This is a genomic window from Peptoniphilus sp. KCTC 25270 (genome assembly GCF_021012875.1).
Taxonomy (GTDB): domain Bacteria; phylum Bacillota; class Clostridia; order Tissierellales; family Peptoniphilaceae; genus JAJMZJ01.
This window is the reverse complement of record NZ_JAJMZJ010000002.1, coordinates 160,960-182,816: the sequence shown is the minus strand read 5'-3', so window position 1 is coordinate 182,816 and position 21,857 is coordinate 160,960. Positions and strand designations below refer to the sequence as shown.

22 protein-coding genes, 1 other RNA gene and 1 riboswitch are annotated in these 21,857 nt (G+C 38.7%); of the genes, 14 read left to right on the top strand and 9 right to left on the bottom strand.

All coding sequences use genetic code 11. The features are described from left to right. Positions 1-8 precede the first annotated feature (8 nt). Complete coding sequence (locus LQU94_RS04745) at positions 9-1,772, top strand: ABC transporter ATP-binding protein (RefSeq protein WP_230696544.1); 1,764 nt, start codon at positions 9-11, stop codon at positions 1,770-1,772. Between the two features lie 25 nt (positions 1,773-1,797). Here the strand turns inward: LQU94_RS04745 and LQU94_RS04740 are convergent, their stop codons facing one another. Next, positions 1,798-2,055 carry a hypothetical protein gene (locus LQU94_RS04740; protein WP_230696543.1) on the bottom strand — a complete coding sequence of 86 codons (258 nt, stop codon included), beginning with the start codon at positions 2,053-2,055 and terminating at the stop codon, positions 1,798-1,800. A gap of 137 nt (positions 2,056-2,192) precedes the next feature. Between LQU94_RS04740 and ssrA the strand changes: the two genes are divergently transcribed. Then, positions 2,193-2,543, top strand: a transfer-messenger RNA (tmRNA) gene (gene ssrA / locus LQU94_RS04735). Between the two features lie 36 nt (positions 2,544-2,579). Here the strand turns inward: ssrA and LQU94_RS04730 are convergent. Then, the gene (locus LQU94_RS04730; protein WP_230696542.1) at positions 2,580-3,428 is read right to left on the bottom strand and encodes a copper amine oxidase N-terminal domain-containing protein; all 849 of its coding nucleotides are present in this window, start codon (positions 3,426-3,428) and stop codon (positions 2,580-2,582) included. A 240-nt stretch (positions 3,429-3,668) separates the two neighbouring features. Further along, positions 3,669-3,739: riboswitch (Fluoride riboswitch) on the top strand. A gap of 40 nt (positions 3,740-3,779) precedes the next feature. Here LQU94_RS04730 and LQU94_RS04725 point away from each other — a divergent pair. Next, positions 3,780-4,982 carry a sodium:proton antiporter gene (locus tag LQU94_RS04725; protein WP_230696541.1) on the top strand — a complete coding sequence of 401 codons (1,203 nt, stop codon included), beginning with the start codon at positions 3,780-3,782 and terminating at the stop codon, positions 4,980-4,982. 203 nt (positions 4,983-5,185) lie between these two features. On the opposite strand, the gene LQU94_RS04720 is transcribed toward LQU94_RS04725, so the two are convergent. From LQU94_RS04720 to LQU94_RS04695, 6 genes are read right to left on the bottom strand one after another with little or no spacing between them, the layout of a single operon-like run. Continuing rightward, a complete protein-coding gene (locus LQU94_RS04720) occupies positions 5,186-5,689 on the bottom strand; it encodes a ferritin family protein (protein WP_230696540.1) in 504 nt (167 codons plus the stop codon). Further along, positions 5,682-6,236: a 2-oxoacid:acceptor oxidoreductase family protein gene (locus tag LQU94_RS04715; RefSeq protein WP_230696539.1), complete on the bottom strand. Its 555-nt coding sequence runs from the start codon at positions 6,234-6,236 to the stop codon at positions 5,682-5,684. Before LQU94_RS04715 ends, LQU94_RS04720 begins: the two co-directional genes overlap by 8 nt. Further along, positions 6,236-6,982, bottom strand: a complete 747-nt coding sequence (locus LQU94_RS04710) for a thiamine pyrophosphate-dependent enzyme (protein WP_230696538.1) — start codon at positions 6,980-6,982, stop codon at positions 6,236-6,238. Before LQU94_RS04710 ends, LQU94_RS04715 begins: the two co-directional genes overlap by 1 nt. A gap of 1 nt (position 6,983) precedes the next feature. Beyond that, entirely contained in the window at positions 6,984-8,039 is a 1,056-nt protein-coding gene (locus LQU94_RS04705; protein WP_230696537.1) for a 3-methyl-2-oxobutanoate dehydrogenase subunit VorB, read from the bottom strand. Between the two features lie 14 nt (positions 8,040-8,053). Then, positions 8,054-8,272, bottom strand: coding sequence for a ferredoxin family protein (locus tag LQU94_RS04700; protein WP_230696536.1), 219 nt, complete (start codon positions 8,270-8,272; stop codon positions 8,054-8,056). Positions 8,273-8,321: 49 nt separating this feature from the next. Further along, on the bottom strand, positions 8,322-9,005 hold the full coding sequence (locus tag LQU94_RS04695) for an ATP-binding protein (RefSeq protein WP_230696535.1): 684 nt from the start codon (positions 9,003-9,005) through the stop codon (positions 8,322-8,324). A 289-nt stretch (positions 9,006-9,294) separates the two neighbouring features. Here LQU94_RS04695 and LQU94_RS04690 point away from each other — a divergent pair, with 289 nt between their 5' ends. The 3 genes from LQU94_RS04690 (at position 9,295) to hcp (ending at position 12,420) form a co-directional block, all read left to right on the top strand. Then, the gene (locus tag LQU94_RS04690) at positions 9,295-10,065 is read left to right on the top strand and encodes an EcsC family protein (RefSeq protein WP_230696534.1); all 771 of its coding nucleotides are present in this window, start codon (positions 9,295-9,297) and stop codon (positions 10,063-10,065) included. After that, complete coding sequence (locus LQU94_RS04685) at positions 10,043-10,705, top strand: Crp/Fnr family transcriptional regulator (protein ID WP_230696533.1); 663 nt, start codon at positions 10,043-10,045, stop codon at positions 10,703-10,705. The genes LQU94_RS04690 and LQU94_RS04685 overlap by 23 nt, the downstream gene beginning before the upstream one ends. Before the next feature lie 98 nt (positions 10,706-10,803). Beyond that, the gene (gene hcp / locus LQU94_RS04680) at positions 10,804-12,420 is read left to right on the top strand and encodes a hydroxylamine reductase (RefSeq protein ID WP_230696532.1); all 1,617 of its coding nucleotides are present in this window, start codon (positions 10,804-10,806) and stop codon (positions 12,418-12,420) included. A 100-nt stretch (positions 12,421-12,520) separates the two neighbouring features. Here the strand turns inward: hcp and ctlX are convergent, their stop codons facing one another. After that, positions 12,521-13,444, bottom strand: a complete 924-nt coding sequence (gene ctlX / locus LQU94_RS04675) for a citrulline utilization hydrolase CtlX (RefSeq protein WP_230696531.1) — start codon at positions 13,442-13,444, stop codon at positions 12,521-12,523. A 261-nt stretch (positions 13,445-13,705) separates the two neighbouring features. Between ctlX and gap the strand changes: the two genes are divergently transcribed. The 8 genes from gap to murA all read left to right on the top strand — a co-directional run bounded on the left by gap (position 13,706) and on the right by murA (position 21,818). Further along, positions 13,706-14,716: a type I glyceraldehyde-3-phosphate dehydrogenase gene (gene gap / locus LQU94_RS04670; RefSeq protein ID WP_230696530.1), complete on the top strand. Its 1,011-nt coding sequence runs from the start codon at positions 13,706-13,708 to the stop codon at positions 14,714-14,716. A 66-nt stretch (positions 14,717-14,782) separates the two neighbouring features. Beyond that, positions 14,783-15,964 carry a phosphoglycerate kinase gene (gene pgk, locus LQU94_RS04665; RefSeq protein WP_230696529.1) on the top strand — a complete coding sequence of 394 codons (1,182 nt, stop codon included), beginning with the start codon at positions 14,783-14,785 and terminating at the stop codon, positions 15,962-15,964. Positions 15,965-15,967: 3 nt separating this feature from the next. Continuing rightward, a complete protein-coding gene (gene tpiA / locus LQU94_RS04660) occupies positions 15,968-16,729 on the top strand; it encodes a triose-phosphate isomerase (RefSeq protein ID WP_230696528.1) in 762 nt (253 codons plus the stop codon). Beyond that, positions 16,722-18,248, top strand: coding sequence for a 2,3-bisphosphoglycerate-independent phosphoglycerate mutase (gpmI, locus tag LQU94_RS04655; RefSeq protein WP_230696527.1), 1,527 nt, complete (start codon positions 16,722-16,724; stop codon positions 18,246-18,248). Before tpiA ends, gpmI begins: the two co-directional genes overlap by 8 nt. Continuing rightward, positions 18,245-19,531 (top strand): phosphopyruvate hydratase, encoded by a 1,287-nt coding sequence (gene eno, locus LQU94_RS04650; protein WP_230696526.1) that lies wholly within the window; start codon positions 18,245-18,247, stop codon positions 19,529-19,531. Before gpmI ends, eno begins: the two co-directional genes overlap by 4 nt. A 3-nt stretch (positions 19,532-19,534) precedes the next feature. Continuing rightward, on the top strand, positions 19,535-19,972 hold the full coding sequence (locus tag LQU94_RS04645) for a histidine phosphatase family protein (RefSeq protein WP_230696525.1): 438 nt from the start codon (positions 19,535-19,537) through the stop codon (positions 19,970-19,972). 9 nt (positions 19,973-19,981) lie between these two features. Continuing rightward, positions 19,982-20,353 (top strand): VOC family protein, encoded by a 372-nt coding sequence (locus tag LQU94_RS04640; protein ID WP_230696524.1) that lies wholly within the window; start codon positions 19,982-19,984, stop codon positions 20,351-20,353. 199 nt (positions 20,354-20,552) lie between these two features. Then, a complete protein-coding gene (gene murA, locus LQU94_RS04635) occupies positions 20,553-21,818 on the top strand; it encodes a UDP-N-acetylglucosamine 1-carboxyvinyltransferase (RefSeq protein WP_230696523.1) in 1,266 nt (421 codons plus the stop codon). Positions 21,819-21,857 lie beyond the last annotated feature (39 nt).

Genomic DNA, 21,857 nt, shown 5'->3' with positions numbered 1-21,857 from the left:
GGAGAGCTATGGACTTAAAACAAAAAATTGGATACGTAAAACCGTATTTTAAGCCCTATTACGGCATCTTGTTTACAGATTTGCTTTGTGCCGGTTTAACTACGGTTTCGGAAATTGTATTGCCAATGATTTTGCGTCATATTACCAATTTAGGGACGCAAGATTTATCTCTGATTACCTACAATGTCATTACAAAAAGTGCCATTTTGTTTTTGGTAATTAAAATTGTTGAAGTTATTGCATCCTATTATATGACAAGTATTGGACATATTATGGGAGCGTCTATTGAACGGGATATGCGCCGGGCGGTGTATTCTCATTTACAAACTTTAAGCGCAAGTTTTTATAACGACACAAAAGTCGGCCAAATTATGAGTCGAATTACCAACGATTTGTTCGACATTACAGAATTTGCCCATCATTGTCCCGAAGAATATTTTATAGGAGCGTTGAAATTTGTAGCTACCTTTTTTATTTTGGCTTCTATTAACCTCCCTTTAACCCTTGTACTCTATGCTATGGTGCCTATAATGGCCCTAGCAGCCAATGGATTCCGCCAACGCATGTTACGAGCCCAAAGAAACCAAAGAGCTCATATGGGGGATTTGAACGCGACCATAGAGGATAGTCTTGCCGGGATTCGCGTAACCAAATCCTTTGCCAATGAAGAAATGGAAGAGAAACGTTTCAACAAGGAAAATGATAAATTCTTATTTATAAAAAAAGATTTTTATCGATCCATGGCAGGTTTTAATACCATCACAAAAGTATTCGATGGAATTATGTATTTAATCGTTATTATTGGCGGCGGATACTTTATGATGGCAGGAAAAATTCTTCCTGGAGATATGGTGGCCTATATTATGTATGTAACCACTATGCTTACTACCGTTCGAAGAATTATTGATTTTACAGAAACTTTCCAAAAGGGAATGACAGGCATTGAGCGTTTCCAAGAAATTATGGCTACACAGTCAGAAATCAAAGAAATCGAAAATCCTAAAATTTTGGAAAATGTAAAGGGAGAAATTGTCTTTGATCATGCTTATTTTTCCTATGAAAACGGCAAAGAAACCGTTTTGGAAGATTTTAATCTAAAAATTCAGCCAGGAGAAAACATTGCTTTGGTAGGTCCATCGGGAGCAGGGAAAACAACCATTTGCAATTTAATTCCTCGCTTTTATGATTTGGATGCTGGATCGATTACAATTGACGGACAAAATATTCGAGAATTAACCTTAGAAAGTTTGCGAAACCATATAGGAATGGTGCAACAAGACGTCTATTTATTTAGTGCCAACATAATGGAAAACATTCGTTACGGAAAACCAGACGCCACAGAGGAAGAGGTAATCGAAGCGGCGAAATTGGCCAATGCCTATAATTTCATTATAAATTTAGAAGACGGATTCAAAACCTACGTTGGGGAAAAAGGCGTGAAACTTTCTGGAGGGCAAAAACAGAGAATTTCTATTGCACGAGTATTCCTAAAAAATCCACCAATTTTGATTTTGGATGAAGCAACCAGTGCTTTGGATAACGAATCCGAAGCCATTATTCAAAAGTCTTTGGAAAAATTAACCCAAGGAAGGACAACCATCACCATTGCTCATCGTCTTTCTACCGTAGAAAATGCCGATAAGATTTTGGTTATGACGAAGGAAGATGGAATTATAGAAGAAGGAAATCACAAAGAATTAATGGAAAAAGAAGGATTTTATTACAAACTTTATACCAAAGGAATCGACTTAGTGGATGCCTTTGAAGAATAAAAAAAGCACGAGATTTTTCTCGTGCTTAAAACATTCCATCCCCTTGATCTCGGTCAAAGAAAGAAAAATGTTCGATTTTTTCTACTTTTGCGTAACGCCAAACAAGGACTGCTATGAATAAAAAGGTTCCAATAAATTGAAAACGGCGGTAAGGGGTATACCCATCGGCAAAGAAAAAGCCAATGGCAGCAATCAAAAGAAACACACAGAGAAGTTTCATCTGGGCAACGGCTCTTTCTACTCGTTCTTGGCGATTTTTTGGTCGCATGAATATCTTTTTCATAATTCACCTCAAAAATAGTTTAGAAGAAAAAAAGAAGAATGTAAAGGGGAGAGAAGAGTTTCTCGCATAAAAAATCAGAAAAATGGGTAAATTGACAAATAGATATCCAATAGGATATACTAGAAAAGCAAATTCACGGGGATGAAATTGGCTTCGACGGGGATTTGGAAACCATAGTAGCAAGCCGTCGTTGGCAAGGCGACGTAAAACAGGCCAAAAACAATAAATGCTAACGATAACGAATTAGCTCTAGCAGCGTAAGATACGCTACTCACGGAACTAAGAGGCCCACGCCTTAGGGAAGTGTCAAATTAGTGGGGAAACGCACTTAGAAAAGCTTTGATCTAAGGACGGAATCTATGAAGCTACCTGATCAGTCTCTTTTGTTTATTTGGGACTTTGATGGGAATCTTAAAAATAAACTGAGCTTGGAGAAGCTGTGGTGAAAGAGTTTTCGGACGCGGGTTCGACCCCCGCCATCTCCACCATAAAAACCCCCAATCCAAAAGGATTGGGGGTTTCTTTTAGTTAAAGATATCAGAAAGAGTTCCTTCAGGCATATTATTAAAGTCGATTTTTTGTAGCCGATCAAACATTTCGTTGTTAAAATATTGGTTGAAATTCTCTCCATAATCAGATTTTTTTAGTGTGACAGTACGAGTGGATTGATTCCAACTTACATCTAAGGAAAGAAAGTCGGCGATAAACCGTAGAGGGACATAAGTAGTCTCATCTCTAAGAACGGGGAAAGTATCGCTTTGGTAAGTACCTTCTGAGATATTCGCCCCTCTTTTGTTTAGATAAATGGTTAGAGGAAGTTCCTCTTGATTTCGGAAAATAGTAATTCCTTGCATTCCGTCTGTTAAAAATTCATTCCATTCAACGATTCCGCCCATTGCTTCTGTTACAAAACGAACGGGGACCATAGTACGATTATTGGTTATGAAAGGATGAAATGAGTCAGGAGCCTTTTTTCCATTTACCACAATATTCAATGGAGCGGATTTTATTCCTGGTTTATAATCTCGAGATAGAGAAAGGACGTTATTTTTTTCATCAAATTTTCCAGGAATTCCGAAAAGGCGGTTGGCATCTTCTAAAAGAAGATACATGTGATTGCCTTTATATTTTGGTGCTTCTTTATATCGAATATAAATTTCTTCGCTTTCATCTTCGCTGAAATTGATTCCCTGGAATAAAGCAATGCTATTTCCTGTATTGGTTTGATCTGGCTCAAAAATAACGAGTAGTTTTTTATTTTCTCCGTATCCATAACTTAATCCATAATATTCTGCTAATTTATCCATGGGAACATAGATTTTTCCTTTTTCTTGTAAAACGGGACAACTATGGTCAATATAGTAGCCGTCCATCCAAACTCTAGTTTAAGCTTGGGCATTAGCAGGAGTTGCAATCGCCAGCAGAAAAGTCAGTATTATACTTAGGGTAATAAATTTTTTCATGATTTCCTCCAATCGTTTAGGTTAATATGGGAATCGATCTCCTTTATTATAGGATACTCCTTTGTTTCTTTTATGACAACCGATTTTGAATTTTTGGAAGATTTTTCTCTTCTCTTATCTTGCTAAGAATTTTGTTCTGTTTTATAATAAACGAGGAATGGGAATGAGGTTCTCCCACGGTTTTCCGAAACTGCCTTTTGGCTGATGACTTCTACGTTTTGTAGGAGTTATCAGCTTTTTTTTGTGTTTTTAGGGGGTTGTATGTATCTTTCTTTGTTTTTATTGATTGTAATTGGATTTTCCTTTGCTCGCATCTTGAATCTTTTAAGGTTGCCAAGAATAATAGGGATGCTTCTTGGGGGAATTGTTTTGGGACCTTTTGGTTTGAATCTTTTGGATCAAGGCCTTTTGGATCTTTCTCCCGATTTAAGAAAAATTGCTTTGCTTGTAATTTTATTAAAGGCGGGGCTTTCTCTGGATGTAAAGGATTTGAAACAGGTGGGAAGACCGGCGATTCTTTTGTCTTTTTTGCCGGCGACCTTTGAAATTTTGGGATATTATTTCTTGGCTCCGAAACTTTTGGGGATTTCTCCAACGGAGGCTTTATTAATGGGGGCCGTTTTAGGAGCCGTTTCTCCAGCTGTGGTCGTGCCTCGTATGGTTTCTTTAATGGATTTAGGCTATGGGACAAAGAAGGGAATTCCTCAGATGATTTTGTCAGGGGCCTCTTGTGATGATGTTTATGTAATTGTTCTATTTACTTCGTTTTTAGGGATGGTTCAGGGAGGAAGTCTTTCTCTTCGTTCTTTTTTGTCGATTCCCATTTCCATTGGGTTGGGGGCATTGGCTGGCGTTCTTTTTGGATGGGGTCTTTTCGTCTATTTTGAATGGAGGTATCGAAGAGGGGAACTTCTTCGAAATTCTTCTAAGATTTTTCTTCTATTGGCTTTTTCCTTTTTCTTGGTGGCTTTAGAAACGATGCTAGAAAATAAAATTCCGTTTTCCAGTTTCATTGGGGTTTTGGTTATGGCGGCCGTATTAAAGGGGAAGATGGAGGAAAGTGTTTCTCAAAGGTTATCGGAGAAAATGGGCAAACTTTGGATTGGGGCAGAAGTTGTTCTTTTTGTACTTGTGGGGGCTGCGGTCGATATTCGTTACACCCTAGCAGGTGGTTGGGCGGTTGTTTTCATGGTGCTTTTGCCTTTATTGATTCGCTCTTGGGGCGTATTTTTGGCCACTGTGGGGACTCATTTGAATGGAAAGGAGAGGCTTTTTGTTGTGGCCTCTTATTTACCAAAGGCCACCGTTCAGGCGGCAATTGGCGGGGTGGCTCTTTCTATGGGGCTAAGTTGCGGTAAAATTATTTTATCTGTAGCGGTTGTGGCCATTTTAATTACAGCGCCTTTAGGGGCCTTTCTTATGGACGCTCTCTACAAAAAATGTTTAGAAGGACCAATAAGATAAAAAGCACAGCCTATTTGACTGTGCTTTTTTCTTGTTTTTGCTTGGCAAAATTTTCCTACCAACCGCTTAGATTTTCTAAAATGGGAATAAGTTTATCCTATTTTTCCGTGGTTTCATAGTCCACTCGAATGGGAACTTCCAATTTTGCAAACTCTGTTATAAACAAAAAAAGCGTCGCAATTGCGACGCTTTTTTATTGGATTTTAATATGGTGCAAAGTTTTGTAGATTCCACCATTCTTGTTGGTAGATATCGTATTGTTTTTTCAATTCGTGTAAATGAGCTCCTTCCCATTTAATAAGAATATCAAACAATTGGTTTGCTTTTTCTGATTTAGAGTTGGCTTTTGCTTCTTCGTAGAATGCGATAGAATCTTTTTCCATGTTCATACCTACAGAGAAAACAGTTACGGCCAAACGTACCATATCTTCGTCTACGCGATCCCAGTTGAAAATACCAGGAGATGGTACTTCATTTTTTAATGCTTCTACATCAAAATCAATTTCAGTAGAACCCATTAATTTTTCAGAAAGATCTTTCAAATATTCAGCATGTGCTTCTTCTTGAGCTGCTAATTCGATGAAAGCATCTTTTGTAGAAGATGGAGCAAATTTATCTGCTGCTAGGCGATAAAATTCAGCGCCTTCAATTTCATTTAACATTGCTTGACGTAAAGCTTGAACTTCGTTTGTCATTGGATTAGCCATTGATAATCTCCTTCATCTTATCTGCTCCAAATTTCATAGCATCTAAGTTCATTTGAAGCATTTCTGGTTTCTTCTTACCATAAAGTTCAGATACTGCTTTTTCTAAGCTTTCTTGGCTTACTACTTTTGCTACTTCGTTAAATGCACCAACCATAATCATGTTCAATGCACGTGGATTTCCGTACTCAGCAGTCAAATCATTTACTGGTAGTAAGTAAGAATTAACATCTGTACGAGTAGTGTCGCGATCGATTAGAGAGCTATTGATGAATAAACTTCCACCTTCTTGAATGTTTTCTTCAAATTTATCTAAAGATGGTTCATTCATTACGATTACATTTTGTGCTTTTGCAATATTTGGTGCACCAATTGGTTCGTCAGAGATGATAATAGAACAGTTTGCTGCCCCACCACGCATTTCTGGACCGTAACTTGGTAACCAAGATACTTCTTTGTTATCGAACATTCCGGCATAAGTCAAAAGCTGACCAATACCCATAACGCCTTGTCCACCAAAGCCTGATACGATGATATTGTGTGTAGTCATTATTCTTCATCTCCTTTACGAAGGTTACCCAATGGATAGTATGGAATCATGTTTTCGTCTAACCATTTTAGTGCTTCTACTGGTGGAACTCCCCAGTTTGTTGGACATGTAGATAATACTTCTACGATACCAAATCCTTTGCCTTCTAATTGCAATTTGAAGCATTCCATGATGGCTTTTTTCGCTTTACGGATGTTTGCTGGTGTGTTTACAGCAACACGTTCTACGAATTTTGCACCGTCAATAGTAGCTAGCATTTCAGCAATACGAATTGGTTTACCAGACCATTCTTCGTCACGACCGTATGGAGAAGTAGCAGTTTTTTGGCCAACCAAAGTAGTTGGAGCCATTTGACCACCAGTCATACCATAGATTCCGTTGTTAACGAAGATAGTAGAAATTCTTTCCCCACGGTGAGCCGCTTGTACGATTTCTCCAGAACCGATACTAGCAAGGTCGCCGTCACCTTGGTAAGTGAATACAAATTTGTCAGGATGTGAACGCTTGATACCTGTAGCTACTGCTGGTGCACGACCATGAGCTGCTTCAAACATATCACAGTTGAAATATTTGTAAGCAAGTACAGAACAACCTACTGGAGCAATACCAATAGCATTACCTGTAATGCCTAATTCTTCTAAACATTCCGCTACTAGCTTATGGATTACACCGTGTGTACATCCAGGGCAGTAGTGGGTTTGCATATCAGTTAAGCCTGCGCTTCTTTCATATAATAATTTTTCCATCTTATGCCTCCAAAATCTTAAGAGCTACTTCAGCAATTTCTTCTGCTGTTGGGATCATTCCACCGTAACGGCCGTAGAATTCTACAGGAATTTTACCTTCAACAGCTAGACGCACGTCTTCAACCATTTGTCCGTGGTTCAATTCAACGTCTAAGATAGCCTTACATTCAGGATTAATTGCTTTGTAAGCTTCATCTGGGAATGGCCATAATGTGATAGGACGGATGATACCTACTTTATAACCTTTTTCTTTTAAGATGTGTGCAGCTGATTTACAGATACGGCTTGTTGTACCGAAAGCAGTCAATACGATGTCTGCATCTTCTGTGTCAACAGCTTCAACGCGTTTTTCTTTTTCAGAAATGGTTTTGAATTTTTCAATCAAATGAATGTTATGAGCTTCTAATTCTTCTGGAGAAAGATATAAAGAGTTGATAATATTTGGTTTTCTTTCGCCTTTTGTACCGTTAGCTGCCCAAGTTTTTTCTGGAAGATCCATTGGTTCATGGTTTTTGAACTCAACAGGTTCCATCATTTGTCCTAACATACCGTCACCACAAAGGATTACAGGGTTACGATATAAATCAGCCAAGTCAAATCCTAAGTGTACTAAGTCAACCATTTCTTGAATAGAAGCTGGTGCCAAAGTGATTGTACGGTAGTCACCGTTTCCGCCTCCACGAGTGGATTGGAAATAATCTGTTTGTGATGGTTGGATAGAGCCAAGACCTGGGCCCCCACGCATCATATTTACAATTAAGCAAGGAAGTTCAGCCCCTGCCATATAAGTGATACCTTCTTGCATTAATGCAACCCCTGGAGAAGAAGAACTTGTAGCTACACGAGTTCCTGCTCCTGCTGCACCATATAACATGTTAATAGCAGCGATTTCTGACTCTGCTTGTAAGAATGTTCCACCAACTTTTGGAAGTTCACGAGATAAATATTCTGGAACTTCAGATTGTGGAGTAATTGGATAACCAAAATATGTCGTACAACCTGCTGCGATCATTGCTGCTCCAACAGCTTCATTTCCTTTAATAAGTACTTTAGTCATTTAAAACCTCTCCTTTAATCCAAACGGTATACGCTAATTACAGAATCTGGACAAGTGATTGCACAGTTTGTACATGCAATACAGTCTTCAGGGTTTTTATCGTACGCTGGACGATACCCTTTTTTGTTTAATTGGTCTGTTCTTAACGCCAATACGTCTTTTGGACATACAGATACACAAAGACCGCATCCCTTGCAGTAATCGGTATCAAATGTTACTCTGCCTTTTGCCATAATTTTCCTCCTTAATCATTTATCAATGGTAGGGGAGACCTACCATTGTTTATAACATCCAAGAATCGCGGAAATAAAGATCAATAGGTAAAATATATAGATCTTCACGTGCCGCACGTACTTCCTCTTCTAAAGACTTCAAACAAACGGTTCCTAAAAGTGGCAATCCTGTAATATCACTCACTTCCTCCGCTAAAGCAAGTCCGTTAATAACATCCTCTGCTGTCGTGTCTTTTAGAAAATGTGTAGTATTAAATAGCCCTGTAATTTGGGTTCCGCTAGTAGCTTGCGTCATTTCCATAAAATCGATAACTTCCTGTGCCGTTTTCGTCTCTGGACGATTGGCGTTGATCACGAAAAGTTGTTCGTAACCGGTTTCCTCTAGGGAAGGTTGATATCGAGCTAAAGCTCTTGCGCCTGAAGGATTTCCCCCCACGTCGAGAATTACTCGACGATCTTTATCATAGAGAATTGCATCAATGGCAGGATCCAAAGCTGGAAGGTCCAAAGATGTTGCTTTAATGGCAGAATAATAGGTGTGAATTCCTTTCTTCTCCAAAAAATCCTCTTCTTCTCTTAGGCGGAAATATGTGTTGATGATATCTAAATCAACAAGTGAAACATTTTCGCCCAATTCCCTCAAATGCAGTCCAAGATTAATGGAAAACTCCGTCTTACCGCTCCCAAAATGGCCGGTGACAATCAACACGCGATGGTGCTTTTTCCAATCCATACATTCTTCCTTTCTACAAAAAATTTAATGCCTAGCAAAGAAAACGTTTACCTTCCAATAATAGGCCCCTTTGCTTCTATTAATATATCATAAAGCGTTAAATTATTAAAGGAATTTTTGTTAAAAATTTGAAAGTTCCTGTTGAGAATTTGTAAATTTGTCTATAAGGGGTATAGGTAACAATGGGTATAAGAAAATGAAAAACGTATTATTGTTTAATAGAGGAAAACATAGGGCAAGAATTTAAGGTTTATTTGTCACTATAATAATAGTAGGAAGTGGTGATCTTATGGTCAAAACGTGGGAGTCAAAAAAAGAAAGAGAGTTGAAACAAAGGGGCGATTTTTTCCTTCGCAAATACGGTGGGGGTATAGAATTTCAAGAGGAAAACAGCAGGGAAGCCAAAGAGATTCAGCAGGGTTTTGAAAGTATGCTAGCACGTTTTTCCCCAGAATCTATCGATCCTTTCGTTCGCAGAACTCGTCGACGAGAAAAACTTGCCTACGGGCAGAATATTTCTTCTCCTATTTTGGATGCAGAGGAAAAGGTGCGCTCCTTAAACAAAATGCGCCGTGCTTCTCGACAAGGATTTTATCGCACAAGGGTTATGGGCTTCTTAGAAACAGTAGGATTTGATACCTTTGGAATGGGATTACCAAACATTCCTTTGTTTACATCCTCTTTGGCGATTTCTCTTTTGGAAGTGGGAAGGATGTTTGGATTTCGAGAATTTCAATCCTTCGATATGTATTACTTGTTGCATATTATTCAATTTGCCTTAAATCCAACGGAGGAACGTTTAGATCGCTTGAAAAATGTGGCAAAAATGCGTCAGGAAACGAAAGTGGATGAACGAAGAATGGAGGAGGCGATTCGAAGAACTTCCTATGAATTGAGCGGAAAAATTCCAAAGCTCTCTTATTCGAATGGGAAAAAATATCATATTGCGGAAGGTTTTGCCATGCAGAAATTGATGAAACGGTTGTTGGATGCGGCCAGTTTTGCCTATGAGTTGCGCCGGTTTAAGAGGACAAAATATGAAAATCGATACAATAAATAGCCCTCTATTAAAGGGGATTTCTCAAAATTCTTGGGAGAAATCTTTGGAAAGGGGATGGTTCATTCAAAGAGAGTTTCCGAAGGAATCGGCGTTATTTTCTGAAGGAGAAAATTGTAAAGGCATTTTTATTCTTCTAGAGGGGAAAGTGCAGGTAGAGCGAACGACTCTTTCTGGAAATCGGATTCTGGTGAATACTTTCCAAGAAAGAGGTACGGTTTTTGGAGAGGTTTACGGATTTTTAGGAGGCCGATTGTACGATTTTTCTTGCATTGCGGCGCGGGATACGAAAGTGCTTTTCCTTCATTTAGAGGCCTTTTCTATGGAGGAGGAAATGGGAAGAATCTTGAGTCAAAATATGTTGGGAATTTTGGCTAAGAAGGCTTTGTTCCTTAATCGAAAATTATTGATTCATGGGGGAACTACCTTGCGTCAAAAAATTGCCATTTTCTTGTTGCAACAGGAACGCAAGGGCAAAGTGGTAAATCTTACTATGAATCGGGAGCAATGGGCAGATTATTTGGGGGTGGCAAGACCCAGTTTGAGTCGTCAATTGATGGAAATGGAAAAAGAGTCATTAATAAAGGTAGAAAAAAATAAGATTTTTATAGAAGAAGAAAAATTAGAAAAAATTGCCTATTAATTTGAATTTCGTAACAGCGGTTACGGAATTCTTTTTCTTTTCGCGCTACAATACAATAAGAGCAAGTTAATGAGGAAAAGATATTTAGGAGGTTATATATGTTTTGTTATCAATGTCAAGAAACAGCGAAGAATAAAGGTTGTACAGTCAAAGGGGTTTGTGGAAAAACGGCTGAAGTATCCGATATGCAAGATCTATTGATCTATGTAACCAAGGGCTTGGCTCAAGTGAACAATCGTTTGGAAGAAAAAAATGAAATGATCGATGCACAAATTGCAGACAATTTATTTACTACTATTACCAATGCAAACTTTAATGTAGAAAATTTAGAAGAAGCTGTGGTTCGAACTTTGGATCTGAAAAAAGAAGCTATGGAGAAAATCTCCCACAAGGAAAATCTTCCAAAAGAAGCACTTTTTGATGTAAGGGAAGGATTATCTGAAGAAGCCAAAAAAGAATATATTGGAGTTTTGGCTACAGAAGATGAAGACATTCGCAGTTTACGTGAATTGATTACTTATGGATTAAAAGGAATGGCAGCTTACACTCGTCACGCCAATGTTTTGGGTCATGAGGATCAAGAGGTTCACGATTTTATTTCGGATACATTAGAAAAAATCACACAAGATTTAGATGTGGATGCTTTGGTTGCCTTGACTTTAAAAACAGGAGAATTTGGTGTGAAAGCCATGGCTCTATTGGATAAGGCGAATACCTCTCGCTTTGGGAACCCTGAGATTACAGAGGTGAATATTGGAACAAGAAACAATCCTGGTATTTTGATTTCAGGTCATGATTTAGGGGATATGGAAGAATTGTTGAAACAAACAGAAGGTACAGGGGTAGATGTTTATACTCACTCTGAAATGTTACCAGCCAATTATTATCCTGCATTTAAGAAATACGATCATTTTGTAGGAAACTATGGAGGATCTTGGTGGCATCAAAAAGAAGAATTTGCTTCTTTCAATGGACCGATTTTAATGACAACAAACTGTATTGTTCCACCAAAGGATGATTCTTACTTAGATCGTTTGTATACAACTGGTGTGGCTTCCTATCCAGGAGCAAAATTTATCCCAGGAGAAATTGGTGCGGATAAAGATTTTTCTTCTTTAATTGAACAGGCAAAGAACTGTCAACCACCAGTACAAATTGAAGAAGGAACAATTATCGGTGGATTTGCTCACAATCAAATCTTTGCTTTAGCAGATAAGGTAGTAGACGCTATTAAATCTGGCGCTATCCGCAAGTTTGTTGTAATGGGAGGATGCGATGGACGTCAAAGTGACAGAAATTACTATGAAGAATTTGCAGCAGCGTTGCCAGAAGATACAGTAATTTTAACAGCTGGATGCGCAAAATATCGTTACAATAAATTGCATTTGGGAGATATTGGAGGAATCCCAAGAGTATTAGATGCGGGACAATGCAACGACTCTTATTCTTTGGCAGTAACTGCTTTGAAGCTAAAAGAAATCTTCGGGTTAGAAGATATCAACGAATTGCCAATCGCTTATAATATTGCTTGGTACGAACAAAAAGCGGTCATTGTATTCTTAGCTTTGTTGTCATTGGGTGTAAAAAATATTCACCTTGGACCAACCTTACCAGCATTCTTAAGCGAAAATGTAGTAAACGTATTGGTGGAAAATTTTAATGTGGGAAAAAATAGTACCGTAGAAGAAGATATAGAAAAATTAATTATGGCATAAAAAATCCCATGGATTCCATAGAGGGTATTGTGGGAAAAAGAAAAAGCAAGTCCGAAAAGGACTTGCTTTTTTATTGCAAAGTTGAATGTTTGAAATTTTCTTAGAAAATTTCAGCGATTGTACAACGTACAGATCCGCCGCCATAATATTCGATAGTGCTAATATCTACGGCTACGATTTCTGTAGATGCTTCAATGGCTTTGATTTGTTCTTCTGTTAAAGAATCATAAGCCATTTTGCTCATGGCGATAAAGTTTTTTCCGTCTTTCCCTTTTAATTCAAGGGTGTTACCAGCACAAGCTTTCAATTGATCCATTGTCAATTCAATGATATTGTTTCCGCCTTCTTCCAATTTTTTGCGAACTTTCTCGCGGTCTTCTTCTACGATAGAATCCAAACCTACGATTGCGTTCTTTTCGCCAATCCCCATAACGATGTTTGTATGGTAAATAGGTTGACCATCTTGGTAAGAAGTGAAAGTTACAGGTTCATGGCCTGTTGCTTTACACCATTCTTCGAATAATTCGATATCAGCTCTTGGAGAAAGAGTAGAATAAGCGACACGATTCTTACGGTCGATTACAATGGAACCAGTTCCTTCAAGGATTTGATCGCGTTCGCGGTTTTTCGAATAGTCAATTACTTTGAAGATTTTTTCATCTGCTTGAGATTTTGCAGCGATTTCTTCTACTTGATCACGGAATTTTGCAATTTCCATTTGACGGTTTTCAGCGAACATAGGATAAACAACCATCAATCCCCCTTCATGAGTAGAGAACCAGTTGTTTGGGAAAATACTGTCTGGAGTAGAAGGTTCAGCGTTGTCTTGAAGTACGTTTACTTTCACGCCTTTTTCTTCTAATTTAGATACTAAAGTATTAAACTCATCAAGAGCTTTCTTTTGAACTTCTGTTAAATCTGCATTGTCGTTATTTTGATATACGTTGTTTACAGCCGTTTCTGCATTAAATTGAAACGCTGCTGGACGAATCATTACTACTTCACTTGCACTATGTCTATACATTTTATCTCCTCACTTTTTCTATGATTTGGTGTACAGGCTTTAGCTAATAAAAATCATCAATATTAGCTACTTGCTATTATAGTACATACCCATTAAAAATCAAGAATAAGATATTGAAACGAATTTGATAAAAAATATCTGTAGTTCCTTGGAAATAGTTCCAATTTATGACTGTGATTTTTCCTCGAAAAAGGGTACAATATTACATGAATGTGTTTAATTTTGAAATGAAAAATATAAAAATATTTTAGGAGGCTTTTTATGACAATTCGTGTAGGGGTAAATGGATTTGGACGTATTGGACGTGATGTTGTTCGTGGAATTCTTTTAAGAGAAGACTTGCCATTTGAGTTGGTGTCCATTAATGCGTCTGGAGATTGGAATATGATGGCGCACTTGTTCAAATATGATACTATTTATCGCCAATATCCTGGAGATATCAAAGTGGTAGAAAAAGGCTTTGAAATTGACGGAAACGAAATTGTAATTACCGATCAAAGAGATGCGGAACAAATTCCTTGGGAAGAATTGGGTGTAGATATCGTTATTGATACAACAGGTGCTTTCACAAAACGTGAGGGAGCAGAAAAACATTTGAAGGCAGGAGCAAAAAAAGTAGTAATTACTTCACCAGCAACCGATGAAGATATTACTATTGTTATGGGCGTAAATGACAAAGATTACGATCCAGAAAATCACAACATTATTTCTAATGCTTCTTGTACAACCAACTGTTTGGCTCCAGTGGCAAAAGTTGTTATGGACAACTTTGGTATCGAACGTGGTTTAATGACAACGGTACATGCCTATACAAATGACCAAAATATTCATGATGCAAAACATAAAAAAGATTATCGTCGTGCAAGAGCTGGGGCAGAAAATATTATCCCAACTTCTACTGGTGCAGCAAAAGCCGTTGCTTTGGTGTTGCCTGAATTAAAAGGAAAATTAACAGGCTATGCATTGCGTGTACCTGTGCCAACAGGATCTGTTGTAGATGTTACCTTTGAACTTTCTAAAGATGCCACAGTAGAAGAAATCAATGCAGCAATGAAAGAAGCGGCAGAAGGACCAATGAAAGGCGTATTGTCTTACACAGAAGATCCTATCGTTTCTAGTGATATTATTGCAGACAACCATTCTTCTATCTTCGATTCCAAATTGACTTTGGTACAAGATCGTATGGTTAAATTAGTTTCTTGGTACGATAATGAATGGGGATATAGCCAAAGAGTTGTTGATTTAACGGCTTTAGTTGCTTCAAAGATGTAATGTGAGTTGAATCAATAGTAAAGACTCGAGCTATTTTCTTAGCTCGAGTTTTCTATGGGAGGAATTATGAAGAGATTAAAAGAATTGGATTTGAAAAACCAACACGTTTTGTTACGGGTAGATTTTAACGTACCAGTAAAAGAAGGGAAAGTGACAGATACAACTCGTATTGAGGCAGCAAAAGAAACCATTGATTATATTTTGAAATCAGGAGCTTCCTTGGTGCTTATGAGCCATCGCGGTAGACCAAAAGGGGAATTCAAAGAAGAATTTTCTATGGAACCAGTTCGTAAGGCTTCGGAAGAAATTTTGGGAATGGAAATCAAACCGCTATTTTCTTCTCAAGTAGTGGATGCAGATGTTGTTGCAAGAGCAAGAGAGTTACAACCTGGAGAAGTGGGAATGATTGAAAATCTTCGCTTCCGTCCAGAAGAAGAAAAAAACGGGGAAGAATTTGCCCGTGAACTGTCTCAATTAGGAGATATTTTTGTAAACGATGCTTTCGGTACAGCCCATAGAGCTCATGCTTCCAATGTAGGTGTGGTTCAATTCTTGCCATCGGTACTAGGATTCCTAATGGGTCGCGAAGTAGAAGTTCTATCTGATTTAATGAACAATGCAGAAAAGCCTTTTGTTGCCATTTTAGGTGGAGCGAAAGTTTCGGATAAAATACAAGTTATTGAAAATCTTTTGAATAAAGTAGACCGATTGATTATTGTTGGGGCTATGGCTAACACCTTCCTTGCAGCAAAGGGAAAAGATATGGGAAAATCTTTGGTGGAAGAAGACCAATTTGATTTGGCGATTTCTTTATTGCAACGAGGTAGAGATAAGGGCGTAGAGATTTTGCTTCCCATCGATGTAGTGGTAAGTACATCCATTGAAAACGGCGAAGGGGCAAAAGTGGTTTCTACAGACGAAATCGGAGCAGATGAAATGGCTTTGGATATGGGGCCAGATACAATTTCTGCCATTGAAGCGGCTTTAGAAGATGCAAAATCTGTTATTTGGAATGGACCAGCAGGAGTTTTCGAAACAGAGCCTTTCCATAAAGGGACTTTTGCCATTGCCGAAGCCTTGGCGAAATTGGATGCCAACGTTGTAATCGGAGGTGGAGACAGTGCCGCAGCGATTAAGCAAAGTGGACTGGAAGATAAGATGTCTCATATTTCCTCTGGTGGTGGTGCCAGTCTAGAATATTTAGAAGGGAAGACATTACCAGGAATCGCTGCAGTTGAAGGAGTTTAATTTATGAAAAAAAGAATCCCATTTATTTGTGGGAATTGGAAGATGAATACAACAGTTGAAGAAGGCGTAAACTTGGCAAAAGCTTTGAAAGAACAAACTGTTTCAGAAGAAGTAGAAGCTGTGATTGCTCCCTCTTTCCTACATTTATATCCAGTGAAAGAAGTAGTGGATGGAAGTTCTTGGAAACTTTCTGCCCAAGATATGAGTTCAGAAGAAATGGGAGCCCATACGGGAGAAGTTGCGGGCGAAATGATTCAAGGATTAGAAATTCCTTACGTTATTTTGGGACACTCGGAAGCAAGAGGACGTGGCCAATCCAACGAATTATTAAAGAAAAAATTAGAAAGAGCTTTTGCTCTAGGGTTAAAGCCGATTTTCTGTATTGGAGAAGATGAATCGGTTTATGAAGAAGGGGAGACCATTTCCTTTGTATTGAATCAATTGGAAGAGTCTTTGGGATCTATTCCAACGGAGAAATGGAAGGGAATGCTCTTTGCTTATGAACCAATTTGGGCCATAGGAACAGGGAAAACGGCCAGTGCAGAAGATGCTCAAAAAGTAGCCAAGGAAATTCGTAGGTGGATTCATGAAAAAAATGGAAAACTGGGAGAAGAGTTGAGAATTCTTTACGGTGGTAGCGTAAAATCTGACAATGCCCGTTCCATTTTAGAGCAAGAAGATGTAGATGGATTGTTAGTGGGCGGCGCAAGCTTAAAAGCAGAAGAATTTGGCAAAATTGTAGGAGCAGGTGTTTTCCATGAATAAGCCAGTTGCACTAATTATTTTAGATGGCTTGGGTTTGGCAGAAAGTGGGCCAAACAATGCTTTCGCCTTGGCGGAAACTCCTGTTATGGATGCCTTGAAGAAACGTGGAATGAGCCAATTGATTGCCTCTGGAGAATCTGTGGGTTTGCCAGAAGGGCAAATGGGAAATTCAGAAGTAGGCCATTTGAATATTGGCGCTGGCCGAATTGTAGATCAAGAACTCAATCGGATTTCCAAAGTTGTAGCCCAAGATAAATTAAAAGAGATTTCGGTTTTAACGGATTTATACGAAAAAGCCAAAGAAGGGCACGCCCTTCATTTAATGGGGCTTTTAAGCGATGGAGGTGTTCATTCTCACAGAGACCATTTGTATGGATTGTTAAAGCTTGCCCATGAAATGGGAATTGAAAAAGTCTATGTTCATGGAATTGCAGACGGTCGTGATGTAGCGCCTATGTCCGTATTAGAAGAAGTGAAAAAGTTACAAGAATTTATGAAAGAATTGGGCACAGGGAAATTGGCTACCATTATTGGAAGATATTATGCCATGGACCGAGACAAACGTTGGGAAAGAACGCAAATCGCCTACGATTTATTCTCTTATGGAGTAGGAATTCCAACAGAAGATGCCGTAGAAAACATTCAAGGGCAATATGACTTAGGGATTACCGATGAATTTTTGAAACCAATGGTTTTATTGGAAGAAGGAAAGCCATTGGGAACAGTAGAAGATGAAGACGTAATGATTTTCTATAATTTCCGTCCAGACCGAGCAAGACAAATTACTCGAGCGTTTGTAGATAGTGAATTTTCCGGTTTTCCACGATATGGAAATCGCCATATTTTTATGGGAACCATGACGGAATACGATAAAACCATTCCAAACACAAATATTATTTTTGAAAAAGAAGATCTTTCCAATGGATTGGGGGAAGTGATTAGCAAAGCAGGATTGAAACAGCTTCGCATTGCAGAAACGGAAAAATATCCTCATGTTACCTTCTTCTTTAACGGCGGAAGGGAAGAACCTTTTGAAGGAGAAGAAAGAATTTTGGTTCCCTCTCCCAAAGTTTCTACCTACGATTTAGCTCCAGAAATGAGTGCTTACGAGGTAACAGAAAAACTTTTGGAACGTTTGGATCAAAAAGATTTGGATTTTGTGGCGTTGAATTTTGCCAATCCAGATATGGTAGGACATACAGGTGTTTTATCTGCAGCCATTCAAGCCGTGGAAACCGTAGATATTTGTCTAGGAAAAATTTTGGAAAAATTGGAAGAATTAGGAGGAGCAGCCATTATTACTTCCGACCACGGAAATTGCGAAGTAATGGCAGAAGCAGACGGAACTCCTAGAACATCCCACACAACCAATCCCGTTCCTCTATTTACCTTTGGAGTGGAAGGAACTTTAGTAAACGGAATTTTAGCGGATTTGGCTCCAACGATTTTGGAGTTGTTAGAAATAGAGAAACCAATCACAATGGCGGGAACAAGTTTAATTCATAAGGAGAAACTATGAGCACAATAATTGAAGTATATGGTCGTGAAGTATTAGATAGCCGTGGAAATCCAACAGTAGAAGTAGAAGTTTATACAGAAGACGGCGGTTTCGGTCGTGCAATTGTACCATCAGGAGCATCTACGGGAGAATATGAAGCCGTTGAATTAAGAGATGGCGGCGATCGTTATATGGGAAAAGGCGTTGAAAATGCCGTAAATAACGTAAACGAAATCATTGCAGAAGAAATTATGGGCATGGACGCTTTGGACCAATTGGGAATTGATGAAACATTAATCGCCCTAGACGGAACAAAAAACAAATCCAAACTAGGTGCCAATGCGATTTTAGGTGTTAGTTTAGCCGTAGCTCGTGCAGCAGCGGATGAGCTAGGAATGCCATTGTACCAATATATTGGAGGCGTAAGCGGACGCACTCTTCCTGTTCCTATGATGAACATCTTAAACGGCGGAGAACACGCCGACAATAACGTAGACATTCAAGAATTTATGATTATGCCAGTTGGTGCGGAAACATTCAAAGAAGGTTTGCGTATGGGAACAGAAATCTATCATCACTTGAAAAAAGTAATATCTTCCCGCGGTCTATCCACTGGTGTAGGAGATGAAGGTGGATTTGCTCCAAACTTAGATAGCAATGTTCAAGCCTTAGATTTAATCATTGAAGCCATTGAATCCGCAGGATATAAGCCAAAGGAAGACATTGTATTGGCTTTGGACGTAGCGGCTTCTGAAATGTTCGATAAAGAGAAAAAAGTCTACAACCTAAAAGGGGAAGGCATTGAAAAAACCAGCGAAGAAATGGTTGCCTGGTATAAAGAATTAACAGAAAAATATCCAATTTATAGTATTGAAGATGGATTGGACGAAAATGATTGGGACGGATGGAAAGTCTTAACAGACGAATTGGGCAAAAAAGTTCAATTGGTAGGAGACGATTTATTTGTAACCAACGTAGAAAAATTACAAAACGGAATTTCTCTACAAGTAGCCAACTCTATTTTGATTAAGCTAAACCAAATCGGAACATTGTCTGAAACCATCGACGCCATCCAATTGGCAAGAACCTATAATATGACAACGGTAATTTCCCATAGAAGCGGAGAGTCTGAAGACGCAACCATCGCTTCTTTGGCAGTAGCAGTCAACGCAGGACAAATTAAAACCGGAGCGCCTGCTCGTACAGATCGTATAGCAAAATACAACGAATTATTGCGCATTGAAGACGATTTAGGAGAATTGGCACGCTATAACGGAAAAAATATTTTTTATAATGTGAGGTAAGAAATGGATTTGTATTTTATGCGCCATGGAGAGGCAGAAGCTATTGCCAATTCTGATGCAGAACGAAAATTGACTTTAGAAGGAAGAGGGAGTGTAGAATATGTGGCAGAGGCCTTTATTCGAAGAGAATGGCCTCTTCCTATGAAACTGGTTACTTCCTCCCACGACCGCGCAAAAGAAACAGCAGAAATTGTAGCCAAAAAATTGGGAATCCGCGACATTAAACTCGTTTCTTACGAGGATTCTACTTCTTGGCCTGTTTTGCGTTCTTATATTAACGATGAAGCCATTTTATTCGTAGGACACCAACCTGCCTTGGGAGAAATTATAGAAGAAATTACAGGAGATTCTGTACCTGTGAAAAAAGCAAGCATTCACCGCTTGGAATATGATTTTTATGAAGATAAGGGAAAATACCTAGATCGAATTGAAAATCGATAGGAGAAAAATATGAAATACGCGCACACTTGTATTCGTGTACAAAATTTAGAAGCTTCTATAGAATTCTATGAAAAAGCTTTGGGCTATAAAGTAACCAATAAAAAAGATTTTCCCGAAGGAGAATTTACGTTGGTATATATGGCTTTGCCAGGAGATACCCCAGAGTTGGAATTGACCTATAATTATAACCATGGGCCCTATGAATTGGGCGATGGATATGGCCATGTGGCCCTTTATACAGAAGATTTAGAAGGGGATTACAAACGAATGAAAGAAATGGGATATGAAGTAACGGATTTATCCGGTTTACCTGGAGAAGATCCACACTATTTCTTCGTGAAAGATCCCGACGGATACAAAACAGAAATTATTAAAGGATAACAAAGAAGAAGTCTCTTGAGAGGCTTCTTTTTTGTTGCGAATTCCTAAGATTTTTCTAGGATTTTTGGGAAAACAGGAAGAATAAGAAAAAAACATTGATTTCTATGGTATAATAATTATGGCTAGGAGTGCGCTCTTAGCGTTTCTGTTTGAAAATTTATACTTTAATATATAGAAAATGTAACAAGGAGAGATTGTCTTGGAAAAGATTTTGGTAGAGAAGAGCCCGGCTCTTAAAGGAAAAGTGCGAGTAAGTGGCGCAAAAAATGCGGCTTTGCCTATTTTGGCGGCTTGTCTTTTAGGAACAGAAGATATTTATTTGGAAGAGGTTCCCAATTTGAAAGACGTTACGATTATGTGTGACGTATTGGAGTCTTTGGGTTGTAAAGTAGAGAGATTGGGAGAAGGAAAATTAATTATTAATTCCGCTTCTTTGAATTCTTATAAAACTCCTTTTGAGTTGATGAGCAAAATGCGTGCTTCTTTCTTGGTAATGGGGCCGTTGTTGGCACGTTTGGGGAATACAGAAACTTCTCTTCCGGGAGGATGTTCCATTGGATCTCGCCCAATTGACTATCATTTGAAGGGATTCCGTGCCTTAGGGGCAGAAATTGAAGAAGATTTTGGAAACATTCATGCTTCTGCGGATAAATTGGTAGGAAGTCGAATTTATTTGGATTTTCCTTCTGTAGGGGCTACAGAAAATATTATGACCGCAGCGGTTTTGGCTGAAGGAGAAACCATTATTGATAATGCGGCTATGGAACCTGAGATTGTGGATTTATCCAATTTCTTGCGTAAATTAGGAGCCAACGTTTCTGGGGCAGGAACTTCTACGATTCGTATTAAAGGAGTTGAAAAATTAAAAGGGGCTCGCCATTCGATTATTCCAGATCGAATTGAGGCAGGGACTTTTATGGTGGCTGCGGCAATTACTGGTGGCGACATTTTGGTAGAAAATGTTATTACCAACCATATGAAACCAATTATGGCAAAATTAGTAGAAACGGGATGCCAAGTGATTGAAGAGGGAGAGAATGTAAGAGTAATTGCGGCCGAAAATCCAAAGGCGATTGATATTAAAACGTTGCCTTATCCAGGATTCCCTACAGATATGCAGGCACAGTTTATGGCTTATATGACCCAATGTAAGGGGACCAATGTAGCGATTGAAACGGTATTCGAAAATCGTTTTATGCATGTGGAAGAATTGCAAAAAATGGGCGCGGACATAAAAATTGATGGGCGCTCTGCCATTATTACTGGTGGGAAGCCTTTGTCAGGAGCGAAGGTAAAGGCCAGCGATTTACGTGCAGGTGCGGCTTTGATTTTGGCTGGTTTGGTTTCTTCTGGAAAGACAATCATTTCTGATATTTATCATATTGATAGGGGATACGAACACATTGAAGACAAGTTCCGTGGCTTAGGAGCAAATATAACTCGAATTGAAGTGGACGAAGATTAATCGATAATTTTCGTCCCTTTTGGGTATAAAAAGCAAGAG